The following is an 11,224-nucleotide window of genomic DNA, read 5'->3' on the forward strand; positions in this document are numbered from 1 at the left end:
AGTAGGCCAGCGCCGCAACGGTGATGACTTCGACGGCCAGGGGGAGCGCCCCGTGCATCAGCGAAACTCCGCCGCCCGCACCGGAGTCCTGCGCCGCACGCGCCAACAGTGACTCGGCGCTCAGCGCGACCGCCCGCATCGGGCTCCGCGGTCAAACATCGGCGATGTCACGACGGTCAGGCATCGGGGCGCGAGACGTCACCTCGCCACGCGCCCGTCTCGCCCGGTCGGCTTTCGATGAACTTCTTGAAGCGCTCCAAATCACCGTGCACCCGGGCCTTGAGGATGCCGAGTTTGTCGGCGGCGTTCTCGATGAAACCCTCGGGATCGACGTCCATCTGAGTGGTCACCCGCGTCTTGTCGTCGTCGAGGCGATGGAAGGTGACGACGCCCGCGTGCTCGGGACCGGTGTCGGACTTCCAGGCCACCCGCTCCTCGGGGTGCTGCTCGGTGATGGTGGCGTCGAACTCGCGCGAGATCGGTCCCACCTTGATGCGCCAATGCGTATGGGTGGCGTCGGTTTGCCGCACCTGCTCGACGCCTTCCATGAACTCTGGGAAGGACTCGAACTGGGTCCATTGGTTGTAGACGGTGCCGATCGGCTGGTTGACATCGATCGAGGCGGTAGTGGTGCTCACGGCTTCTCCCTGTGGTTCAAACGTATGGCTGTACTACCCGCGCCAGTTCCCCGGAAACGTGGTGGCTGGGTGCAGGCGTGCCCCAGCACCAGTAACTCGCCGGTCAGCATTCCGCTGGCGAGTAGAACCCTGATGGTCAAACCGTGACGCAGACCCTCGGATTCCATATGCCCGTTCGACACACCAACTGAGTAATTATTCCGATATCCGCGAAAAGACGCTGCGCGTGCGGGCTACGTCGTCGCGCAAGGGTCGTGGGGGGTGGCCAGGGCTTGGCGGCGGAGATGTCGGCGTGGTCGGTGTCAAGCAGCTTCGGGGATCTCGAGGGGACAGACGCTGCGCATGGTCAATTGCTCCTAGAGCGGGGAGGTTGTGCTGCGACCGTTAAGGAGCGTTGCCGCAATCTTGATCTCGCACTCTTACCGTGGATATACGAGATAACGCCTATTGGCGACCGCAATCCTGGGGGTTCATATGACGACCGCAGTCACCGCGCTTGAGGCAATCGAGAAGCATGCGGACGACGCGAACGATCTTCTTTTGGCGGTCGCAGCAATTAACGCGGTTGCGCCCCTAGGGGGCAGCGCTCTTGTCGACAAACCACGCTGGCGCCTCACGGAAGAAGAGATCGTGGGCGCGTCGATGACGGTGATTTTGGTGTCCCTCATGGTGGTGATCAGCGTCGCCGTGGGCACGGCCTTGACAATGAGCTAGCGACCGGAGATCACTGATCCGGTCAAACCCGCACGCACAAGGGTGAGGCGCATTTCAACGGTTGCATATGGCGGTAACCCGCCATACCCGATTGCACCGTATTCCCCGAGGGTCGGGTTACCCGCTTAGGGACACGACCCGCCCACTTCACCCGTACAAGGGGGCAAGGGAAAGTACAAGCCGGACGAGTTCGGGTTGCCGGTGGGTGCCGGTCTTCTCGAAGACGTGTCGGAGGTGGGTCTTGACTGTCGTTATGGACACCGACAACTCTTCGGCGATCGGCTTCAAACCTTCGCCTCGTGTCACCATCAGCGCGATTTGGACTTCGCTCTTTGTCAGGCCATATAGGCGTCGTAGAAGCATCGCTGGTGGTTCGGGTTCTCGTTCGGGGTCGATGATCACGACGATCACTCGCCCAAACCGCGGGGAGGTAACGGTCCGCTGGTCGATCGGTAGTACGTGAACGATGTAAGGTCGCCGGCCGGAGGGCCTGGCGCAAACGAATGACCCGCCCCAGATGTCTAGGGCGCGGGGAGTGAGTGCAGCCGCGATGCCTTCTTGCAGCATCGCGTCGGCGCTTCTTATTGCAGCTTCGAGGCGTCCCTTGCGGATCCGCAGTCCGTCGTCTGAGCGCAGCACGCGCTCGGCCGCCGAGTTGGTGTAGATGGGCCTACTCCCGGGCGCAACGATGACGACAGCCTGTCTGACATTCTCGGTAGCCCAGGCGAGATCGCTACCGCGATGAGCGATGTCGGAGACGTGTAGCTGCATCCGCAGGGCTTGTTCGAAGTGGGGCACGAGATGCTGTGCTAACGCGACATTTTCAGCGGTGTCGAACCGCTCCGACCGTTTGGGCGTCGCTAGGGCAAGACTCGTGGCGCTTGGAGACTCGCTGAGACGGACGAACATTCCATCCTCGAAACCGTTGGGGCGGGCCCAATCCGTTGCGAATTCGCACCGTTCATAGGGCCACATCAGTTCCGCGCCGGAGCGCACAACACCCACCGGCCCGCTCTGGACCGCCGACAACACATGGTCGAGTCGGGCAAAGTGCTCGGCGTAGCTCTTGGCTGCGTCGGCTGGGATCTCTGCGTGTTTGATGATGCGTGTGGCGCCGTCGCTGACCACTAACGCCGCGCTCACACCGCCAAATGCGCACCCGATATCAGCCATGGTCACGTCCCAGCGTTCGGGAGTGATGACCGCGGAGTAGACCCCCGAAACTATCCGCGAGAACTCATCGAGTGTGGCCATCGTCGGCGTCCCAATACCACCGCTGATGCTGCATATGCCCGTCCTGTGATCGGTCCGCAAAGCGTAACGCAAATCTCCTCCGTTTGGATGAGGCATCGCCGGATCGCGGCAGCGCTAATTAACACGGGGACCGGCACAGGAGTTGACCGGCCGCATCTAAAGGAGCAGGGATGAAGTGTCTGGTGGCCGGCTGATGAAGATCATCGTCACCGGCGGCAACAGTGGGGTCGGCCGGGCGACGGCTGCGGCGCTGGCCGCTACCGGTCACAGAGTGGTGATCGCCTGCCGATCCGTTCGCAAGGCTCAACGGGCGGCGGCAGACATGCGCGGCGAAGTCGAGGTGCGTCATCTGGACCTCTCCGACTTGGCCAGTGTGCGGGCGTTCGCCGATTCGGTGGACACCGTAGACGTCCTGATCAACAACGCCGGCGTGTTCGCCTTACCGCTGACCCTCACCGTTGATGGCTTCGAGGCGCACATCGGGACCAACCACCTAGGCCATTTCGCGTTGACGTGCCTGCTGGCCGACAAGATCACCGATCGGGTGATCTCGGTGGCCAGCGCGATGCACGCCGTCGGCCGCATCGATCTCGACGACCTGAACTGGCGCACCCGCCCCTACTCTAAGTGGGCGGCCTACGCCCAGTCCAAGCTGGCCAACATGCTTTTCATCCAGGAGTTAGCGAGCCGCGGCGTCCGTGCCTACGCTTCCGATCCGGGTGCCGCCGATACGGACATCACCCGTGACAGCACCGGCCTGCTGCACTGGCTCGGCGAGCACAAATTCGTGACTTTCCACATGCAGAGCCCGGCCAACGCCGCACGAGCCAACATCGAGGCGGTCAGCACCGACCTGCCCACCGGAACCTATCTGGCGCCTCGGTTCATCCAGTGGGGAAAACCCCAGGCAACCAAATTGCGGGAGAAGGCGTGCGACCCGGTGATGGCCCGCCGGCTGTGGGAACTGTCTGCCGAACTGACCGGCTGTGATTGGCCGGCACCGCACCGATGCACCGAAAGGCAGGCTGTCCCATGAAATTTTCACTCGCCCTACCCAACTCAGTGCGCGTCAAGGCGCTCACGCAGCCCTGGGAACTCGGAGTGACCGGCACTGATCAAACGGTCATGGCCAAACGCGTCGACGAACTCGGCTACGACATGATCGTCGTTCCCGAACACTTCGTCGTCCCCAAATCACACGTCGAGCTATCCGGGCCACACTACTTTCACTCCACGGTGGCCCAGGCCTTCATCGCCGGCGTCACCCAACGCATTCGGGTCAATTCATTCGTCACGATCCTCCCGCTGCAGCATCCCGTCGTCATGGCCAAAGCGCTGTCGACCGCGGACTGGATGAGCAACGGCCGCATCACCGTTACCTTCGGAGTCGGTTGGGACGCAGAAGAATTCAACATACTCGGGGTGCCCTTCGGCGAACGTGGCCGGATAGCCGATGAATACCTCGCCGCCATCCTCGAACTGTGGACCAACGAGACGCCCAGCTTCGACGGCCACTACGTCTCCTTCAAAGACGTGGCGTTCGAACCCAAGCCGGTGCAAAAGCCGCATCTGCCGGTCTGGATCGGCGGCGATGCAGAACCGGTGCTCCAACGCGCCGCGCGTTTCGCCTCGGGCTGGTCGCCGTTCCTGACCAAACCCGAGGACATCCCCGCCAAACTCGACTTCATCAAATCCCAATCGACCTACGACGGCCGCGACTTCGAAGTGGTCTACGGCCTTGGCACCTCGCGCGTCGGCGAAGGCCACGTCGTCATCGACGATCCCGCCCAGCGGCCCGTGATGAGCGCCCAGGAAATCATCGACCAGCTTGGCTGGTTCGCAGAACTGGGCGTGACGATGACCGGGCTGCCAGTCCCACCGGTCAGTGACGTCAACGCCTACCTGGACTACGCCCAGTGGGTCATCGAAGACATCAAACCGAAACTGCAATAGCCATCAGAGGGGGCTCACCATGAAACGTCAGTCAGCGACCTCGTGCGGTGGTGCAAACATGCGGCACCCGCGTCGAAGAGGGACTAGTGACAAATTCTGCTGAATCGGTGATCCGTGAGTTCTTGGGCTGCTTTCCGCAGTCCGATGTGGATGTGCTGGTCGGTTTCTTCAGCGACGACGCCGTCTACATCGATGGCCCGAGGGGCGTTCACCGCGGAATCGACAGCATCCGAACGGAACTTCAATCCATCGTCGCGATGGTGCCGAGCACGAGGGTCGATATCAAGAGTCTCGCCACAGACAATGGCACCGTGTTGACCGAGCGAGTCGACAATTTCGATGTCGACGGCAAGCGAATCGCCATGGAAGTTATGGGCGCTTTCGACGTTGACGCCGATGGTCGAATCGCACGTTGGCGCGACTACTACGACCTGCCGACCCTAGTAGAACAGGTGACCGCGGCAACCGCGTCGCCCGCCTGACTTTTCCAATCCGGAACAGCTCCGTCGCGCAAGAACCCGCAGCTGCTGAGCACGGGCCGTCACCAGCTGAAGATAACGAAATACGCTGTGGATCGCTCTATTTCATCGTGAAGATCGGCCCCTTCCGTTTTTCAGCCATCCACGGTCAACAACTCGGACATGGTGAACTGCGCCAGCGAGAACGCACTTCAATGGGAGGTCGAATGTCGACTGAAAAGCTGCCGCCGCGATTTGACTTCACGGATCCCGATCTTTACGCGCGCAGGCTGCCGGACACAGAACTAGCCGAACTGCGCAGAGCAGCGCCGATCTGGTGGAACGCTCACGCGAATTCGCCGATCGGGACGGGATGACGGCATCAGCCGAACTCATGACGTATGCAATGGGTTTGGCCGCAGAGAGGGCCGTTCATCCTGCCAAGGATATCGTCACTGCATTGGCCGAAGCCAACGTCGACGGTCATACGTTGTCCGCCGATGAGTTCGGCTTCTTCGTTGTCTTACTTGCTGTTGCGGGCAAGACCACTCGGAACTCGATCACCCAAGGGATGATGGCGTTCACTGATCACCCGGATCAGTGGCAGTTGTTCAAGGCGGATCGGCCGACAACGGCAGCCGATGAGATCATCAGGTGGGCCACTCCGATCACGTCCTTTCAGCGCACTGCGTTGTGGGACACCGAACTTGGCGGGGTGCAAATCAAGACGGGCCAGCGGGTCGTGATGATGTACCCGTTCCGCTAACTTCGACGAAGACGTTTTCAAGGATCCGTTCGCGTTCGACATTCTGCGAGATCCCAACCCGCACCTAAGTTTCGGTGGCACAGGCGCTCACTACTGTATCGGCGCCACTCTGGCCAGGATGACGATCGACTTGGTGTTCGACGCCGTCGCCGACCACATGCCCGACCTGCGGCCGATCAGCGAACCCGAGCGGCTACGGTCTGCGTGGACCAACGGCATCAAGCACTGGCAGGTCGACTACACCGCCGGCGTTGGAAACATTTTTTGCGGAGGTGGTGAGGAACCGAGATGCCATCGGCATCGGCATCGGCGGCGCGTTTCCCCGCTGACCGGAAGACTTATCGCGCCGGGAGCCCAAAACGCATGCGCAACGCAACCGGATCGGGCATCAGGGAATCGCGCGGGCCGAGGAGTTCACCGCAGCTGACTCAGCACCGCCGCCCCCGCCCGAGTCGGTCGACCCGGCATTAACTCGTAGCTCGCGCAATCCGGTAGGCGATGACGTCGGTCCACTCGGTGATGTAGTGCTCGTCGTTGGTATCGATGTGGTTGGCGTGGAATACGATTCGCGACGTGCGGCGGCCAAGTAGCGCGTCGATTCCAATGGCGGCGATTCGCTTGGCCTCAGCTGGGTCCAGGGTTGGGGCGCCGGCGTTGATCCAGCCGCCGAGCTCGCTGTAGAGGCCGTCGACTAGGGCGGCGTAGGCGTCGGTGAGGCGGGGCGATTCTTCGGCGGGGGTACGGGCGACCACTTGCAGGAATTCGCTTTCTTGGTCGAGGACGCTGATCAGGTAGCGGCACAGCAACGAGAGTTCGGTGCGTAGGTCGCCGCGGCCGGCGAACAGGGCGCTGATGTCGTGCATGGCGCGTCGGCGGTCGAGTTGGCGGTCGATGACCGCGGATAGTAAATCCTGTTTGTTTTTGAAGTGGTTGTAGAGGGCTCCGCAGCCGGGTACCAGCCCGGCTGCTTTTTCGATTTGGTTGACGCTGGTTGCGCGGTAGCCCTGTTGGCCGAAGAGTCGCATCGCTTCGGTGACCAGTCGTTCTTTGGTGGTCGTCGTCACCCTTGACCGCCTCACAAGTAGTTGCTTATATTCGGTAAGACACCACTATATCAAGCGCTGGGGCGCCGGGAAGGGGGCCGCGATGACCGAGACCGGAGCGCCGGTACCGCGCGGCCGAGTTCGCCGCACAATGCCGATGGCCGGCTTCACCGCCCGCGCGGCGGGCGGACGTATGCTGGCCGGGCTGCGCGAGAAAACCGGTGACACCAGCGCTGTGGCGCGATTCCATGAGCGCAACGCCGAGCGGTACGCGGAATTACTCGGTCGTTCCAAAGGCGTGCTGATGAAGGCCGGGCAGATGGTGTCGATGGTCGACACCGCCGCGCTGGGCGATGGTGAGCTGTCTCCGTATCAACGGGCGCTGACCCGGCTGCAGGCCGATGCCCCGCCGATGGACCCAGCTCTGGCGATGCAGATTCTGAAGACTCAGCTGGGTCGGCCGATCGGTGCGGTGTTCGCCGACTTCAGCGAAGAGCCTATGGCCGCGGCGTCCATCGGCCAGGTGCATCGCGCGGTGCTGCACGATGGCCGCCAGGTCGCCGTCAAGATCCAGTACCCCGGTGTCGCCCAAGCGATCCAGGACGACCTGGCCAACACCGAGCTGCTTACCACGCTGTTCCGATTGACCGCCGGCGCATTCGGAGCCTCAATGCCCGACATCGACCGTGCCTCAATCGAAATCGCCGACCGCATCTCTGAGGAAGTCGACTACCGGCGTGAAGCCGCCAACATCACCGGCTTCGCCAATTTGTACCGCGAGCATCCGTTCATCCGGGTACCCGAGGTCATCGCTGAGGCGTCCTCAGGCCAGGTGCTGACCATGACCTATCTCGACGGAATGGACTGGGCTGCAGCCCAACACGCCGACCAAGACCTCAAAAATCAGTGGGCGGAGATCATCGCCCGGTTCGTGTTCGGCTCCTACCGGCACGCCAACCTGTTCCACGCCGATCCGCACCCGGGCAACTACCGTTTCGGCGCCGACGGAACCGTCGGGTTCGTCGATTTCGGCTGCGTCAAGCACCTGACCGAGCCCCAACGCCAACGCATCGTCCAAGTCGTGCGCGCCGCCGCCGACGCCCGCAAAGACGACCTGCGCGAGATTATGATCGACAACGGTTTCTTCACCGCCGATTCCCCGCTGACCGCCGACGACATTTACCGGTGGTGGCAGGGCATCCTCTACGAGACCCTCGACAGCCAGCCGGCGACCTACACCGAGCACGCCTCCGCGCGGGCGATCCAGTTCCTGCTGGACGTCCGCGCTCCCGATCACCCGATGCGCCAGATGTCGATTCCGGCCGATCTGGTGTTCTTCTCCCGGATCAACCTGTCCATGAATGCGGTGTTCTCCGCGCTGCGCGCCACCATTTACACCCGGGCGCTACTCGATGACATGGACGGTGTCGCGCCGCCGGTCACCGAGCTGGGCCGCCAGCATTTCGCGTGGGTCTTTCAGCGGGGCTTGCCATTTGGAGTTGATGACCATGACCAGCACTGACTTGGCCAGCATCCGGTTGCCGTGGGATGCCGCCGACCCCTACCCGTTCTACGAGGCGCGCCGCGCCCAGGGGGAGATGGTGTGGGATGACACCGCGCAGGCCTGGCTGGCCCTGAGCTATGAGGCGGCGCGCGAGATCCTCGGCGGGCCCGGCTGGACTAGTGACCCTTTGGCCAACCCGTTGGCGCGGGCCGCGATCGATCCGCTCAGCGCCGACATGTTCGCCGGGTCCATGCTGTTCGCCGATGGCGCCGACCATCAGCGTCTGCGCGGCGCGGCGAGTGACGTGTTTACCCGCTCCTTCGTTACCGAACTGAGTGAGGGGGTTGAGGCAATCGCCGCGGCTCTGATCGACGAGCCGGAAGCCGGGGTGGCGTTCGACTTCATGGCAGAGATTGCGCTGCCCCTGCCGATCGCAGTCATCGGGGGTTGGCTGAACCTGGAACCCCGCGGCGCCCGGCTACTGCACGATCTCTCGCCGGCGATCATCCGGATGCTGGGAACTCTCGCCGACCCTGACGAGATCGCCGCCGGTGCCGGTGCCGGAGCGGCGTTGATGGCCGAATTCCTTCCCTTGGTGGCGGATCGCCGAATTCACCCTGGTGACGATCTGCTCAGCTTCATCGCCGCCGACCCCGAGGTCACGCTGGAGGAGGTGGTGGCGACCGCGATACTGATCGCCGTCGCCGGCCACGAAACCACCGCCAACATGCTCGGCGCCGGCCTCATCGCGCTGCTCACCCCCACCGACGACGGCGGCCGCCTCATTGACCGTATTGATCCTGAAGACCCGGCGCTGGTCACCGAACTGCTGCGACTGCATGGGCCCGTGCAGTCCACCGCGCGCACCGCCACGACTGACCACACCATCGCGGGGGTCGAGATCGCCCCCGGTCAAACGGTTCTCGCCGTCGTCGCCGCCGCCAACCGAGACCCTGCCGTGTTCGACCAACCTGAGACTTTCCGCCTCGACCGATCCGGGCCCGCGCCTTTGTCGTTCGGGTACGGCGCCCACTACTGCCTGGGCGCCGCCCTCGCACAGCTCGAACTGCGCACCGCGCTACCGAAAATCCTTGTCCGCCAACCTGCCCTGGCCGGACCGGTCTACTGGCGGGACACACCGGCCATCCGCGGTCCGCTCAGCGCGCCGGTGATCTTCAACCGGATGTAGTACGCGTTCAGAGATAGACGGGGAGTGGTTGATGCGGATCTTCGTCACGGGAGCCACCGGCGCTATCGGCACCTACGCGGTACCCACCCTGGTCGCCGCGGGACACACCGTCTCGGCATTGGCCCGCACACCAGGCAAAGCCGCAACCCTGCACAGCCAAGGGGCGCAACCAGTCTCGGTGTCCCTGTTTGATCGTGATGGTCTCTGCCGGGCATTCGACGGCCATGACGCGGTGGTGAACCTCGCATCGGCTCTGCCGGCGACACACAAGATGATCGTCATGTCGGCCTGGACCGAGAACCACCGCGTCCGCGGCGAAGGCTCCACCAACATCGTCGACGCCGCCCTGAAGGTGGGCATTCCACGGCTGATTCAGGAGTCAGTTGTGATGTTCTACCGCGACGGTGGCGACCGCTGGATCGACGAGGACTGGCCCACCGACCCCCTTCCCACCGCAGCCGGAAACCGCGCTGCCGAAGCTAACGCCCGACGGTTCGCCCAAGAGGGGGGAGCAGCCGTGGTCCTGCGCTTTGGCATCTTCTATGGGCCTGGCGCCGCCCACAGCGAACAGTTGATGGCACTTGCCCGTCGCCACATCGGGTTTCAGGCCGGCCACCCCGACAGCTACGTATCGTCAATCCAGCTCGCCGACGGCGCGGACGCGGTCACCGCCGCCCTCGAAGCGCCAACCGGTATCTACAACGTCGTTGACGACCAACCCGTCACCGCGCGCGACAACACCAACGCCATGGCTGAGGCCGTCGGAACCGCTGCGTGGCTTCGCGCTCCCGGCCGCGCCGGTTTACTGCTCGGGAAGCGCACCACGTCGATCACTCGCTCCCTGCGAGTCCGCAACAACCGATTCCGGGCGTCCACCGAGTGGAAGCCCCGCTACTCAAGTGTGTGGGATGGCTACCGCGCGATGGCAGAGGGCGACTGACGGTTATTTGGCCAAACTAGTGCGGCTTATGGCCCGGCAAGAAGCACTCGCGGAAGGATCGGATCGGCGGCGAATGTCAACAGCCGCCAGATTTGCCGCACCACACTGGCCGAATTGTCCGACGGTGCAACGCTGGTCGTGAACGTCGCCTCCAAATGCGGGCTGACGCCGCAGTACACGGCGCTGGAGACACTGGCCAAGGACTACCGCGACCGTGGTCTGACGGTCGTCGGTGTCCCAGTAACCAGTTCATGGGCCAGGAGCCGGGCACCGCGTGATGCGACGTTCCGCTAGTCGCGCCGGCTCGTCCGGTCGTCCTTGCCGTTGTCCGGACCCCAGGTGCCCGGCACCATCGGCATGCGGGGTCCGTCGCCGAATTCGTCACCGGCCAGGGTGGTCAGGCCCGCCGCGGCGGCAAATCCTTTCCGGGCCGTGCTGACAAACCCGAGGGCTCCTGCGCCGTTACCGGACGCCGTCGTCGCCGGCTCCTGCCAGTCCGGGTCGACCTCGACATTAATATCCAGATACTCGTCGCCAGGCCCGCGCTGCCGCGCTCCTCGCCAGCGCCGAGCGCGCGCCGCCCGTGGTGCCGTCGCATCGGTTGGCACCGCCGCCGAATCCGGTTCGGGTGCTTTCTTTTTCGCCCCCGCCCCCGCGCTGGCGCTCAGACCCGAGCCGAACCCAATGCCCGGTGGCGCGATGGCATAGGGCGGCGCGAAGCCGGGTCCGGCCGCAGCAGGTGGTGCCGACGGCGCCGCACTGGCC

General features: G+C 63.7%; 10 protein-coding genes and 3 pseudogenes. 9 read left to right on the forward strand and 4 right to left on the reverse strand.

The genetic code is table 11. The features are described 5' to 3' along the window. Positions 1-176: 176 nt before the first annotated feature. A complete protein-coding gene (locus tag DQP58_RS23555) occupies positions 177-638 on the reverse strand; it encodes an SRPBCC family protein (RefSeq protein ID WP_112710565.1) in 462 nt (153 codons plus the stop codon). Between the two features lie 474 nt (positions 639-1,112). Between DQP58_RS23555 and DQP58_RS23560 the strand changes: the two genes are divergently transcribed. Continuing rightward, positions 1,113-1,352, forward strand: coding sequence for a hypothetical protein (locus tag DQP58_RS23560; RefSeq protein WP_112710566.1), 240 nt, complete (start codon positions 1,113-1,115; stop codon positions 1,350-1,352). A gap of 147 nt (positions 1,353-1,499) precedes the next feature. On the opposite strand, the gene DQP58_RS23565 is transcribed toward DQP58_RS23560, so the two are convergent. After that, complete coding sequence (locus DQP58_RS23565) at positions 1,500-2,606, reverse strand: helix-turn-helix transcriptional regulator (RefSeq protein WP_112710567.1); 1,107 nt, start codon at positions 2,604-2,606, stop codon at positions 1,500-1,502. 193 nt (positions 2,607-2,799) lie between these two features. Here DQP58_RS23565 and DQP58_RS23570 point away from each other — a divergent pair, with 193 nt between their 5' ends. From DQP58_RS23570 to DQP58_RS23585, 4 genes and pseudogenes are all read left to right on the forward strand, one after another. Continuing rightward, entirely contained in the window at positions 2,800-3,642 is an 843-nt protein-coding gene (locus DQP58_RS23570) for an SDR family NAD(P)-dependent oxidoreductase (protein WP_112710568.1), read from the forward strand. Then, positions 3,639-4,559, forward strand: coding sequence for a TIGR03619 family F420-dependent LLM class oxidoreductase (locus DQP58_RS23575; protein WP_112710569.1), 921 nt, complete (start codon positions 3,639-3,641; stop codon positions 4,557-4,559). The genes DQP58_RS23570 and DQP58_RS23575 overlap by 4 nt, the downstream gene beginning before the upstream one ends. Before the next feature lie 107 nt (positions 4,560-4,666). Beyond that, a complete protein-coding gene (locus DQP58_RS23580; protein WP_165827942.1) occupies positions 4,667-5,041 on the forward strand; it encodes a limonene-1,2-epoxide hydrolase family protein in 375 nt (124 codons plus the stop codon). 316 nt (positions 5,042-5,357) lie between these two features. Then, positions 5,358-6,024, forward strand: a pseudogene (locus DQP58_RS23585) (cytochrome P450); the annotation flags it as partial. A gap of 226 nt (positions 6,025-6,250) precedes the next feature. On the opposite strand, the gene DQP58_RS23590 reads toward DQP58_RS23585, so the two are convergent. Continuing rightward, positions 6,251-6,808, reverse strand: a complete 558-nt coding sequence (locus DQP58_RS23590; protein WP_112710574.1) for a TetR/AcrR family transcriptional regulator — start codon at positions 6,806-6,808, stop codon at positions 6,251-6,253. A gap of 121 nt (positions 6,809-6,929) precedes the next feature. Between DQP58_RS23590 and DQP58_RS23595 the strand changes: the two genes are divergently transcribed. From DQP58_RS23595 to DQP58_RS23610, 4 genes and pseudogenes are all read left to right on the forward strand, one after another. Continuing rightward, the gene (locus tag DQP58_RS23595; RefSeq protein ID WP_112710571.1) at positions 6,930-8,348 is read left to right on the forward strand and encodes an ABC1 kinase family protein; all 1,419 of its coding nucleotides are present in this window, start codon (positions 6,930-6,932) and stop codon (positions 8,346-8,348) included. Then, complete coding sequence (locus DQP58_RS23600) at positions 8,335-9,519, forward strand: cytochrome P450 (RefSeq protein WP_112710572.1); 1,185 nt, start codon at positions 8,335-8,337, stop codon at positions 9,517-9,519. The genes DQP58_RS23595 and DQP58_RS23600 overlap by 14 nt, the downstream gene beginning before the upstream one ends. Positions 9,520-9,550: 31 nt before the next feature. Further along, positions 9,551-10,459, forward strand: coding sequence for an NAD-dependent epimerase/dehydratase family protein (locus DQP58_RS23605; RefSeq protein WP_112710573.1), 909 nt, complete (start codon positions 9,551-9,553; stop codon positions 10,457-10,459). 57 nt (positions 10,460-10,516) lie between these two features. After that, a pseudogene (locus tag DQP58_RS23610) lies at positions 10,517-10,734 on the forward strand (hypothetical protein); the annotation flags it as partial. Positions 10,735-10,749: 15 nt separating this feature from the next. Here DQP58_RS23610 and DQP58_RS23615 read toward each other — a convergent pair. Then, a pseudogene (locus DQP58_RS23615) lies at positions 10,750-11,224 on the reverse strand (hypothetical protein); the annotation flags it as partial.

Source organism: Mycobacterium colombiense, assembly GCF_003284975.1.
GTDB classification, from domain to species: Bacteria; Actinomycetota; Actinomycetes; order Mycobacteriales; family Mycobacteriaceae; genus Mycobacterium; species Mycobacterium europaeum_A.

Coding starts and splice junctions, on each gene's coding strand:
- DQP58_RS23560 (WP_112710566.1), top strand. CDS start 1,113: ATGACGACCGCAGTCACCGCGCTTGAGGCAATCGAGAAGCATGCGGAC.
- DQP58_RS23565 (WP_112710567.1), bottom strand. CDS start 2,606: ATGGCCACACTCGATGAGTTCTCGCGGATAGTTTCGGGGGTCTACTCC.
- DQP58_RS23570 (WP_112710568.1), top strand. CDS start 2,800: ATGAAGATCATCGTCACCGGCGGCAACAGTGGGGTCGGCCGGGCGACG.
- DQP58_RS23575 (WP_112710569.1), top strand. CDS start 3,639: ATGAAATTTTCACTCGCCCTACCCAACTCAGTGCGCGTCAAGGCGCTC.
- DQP58_RS23590 (WP_112710574.1), bottom strand. CDS start 6,808: ATGCGACTCTTCGGCCAACAGGGCTACCGCGCAACCAGCGTCAACCAA.
- DQP58_RS23595 (WP_112710571.1), top strand. CDS start 6,930: ATGACCGAGACCGGAGCGCCGGTACCGCGCGGCCGAGTTCGCCGCACA.
- DQP58_RS23600 (WP_112710572.1), top strand. CDS start 8,335: ATGACCAGCACTGACTTGGCCAGCATCCGGTTGCCGTGGGATGCCGCC.
- DQP58_RS23605 (WP_112710573.1), top strand. CDS start 9,551: ATGCGGATCTTCGTCACGGGAGCCACCGGCGCTATCGGCACCTACGCG.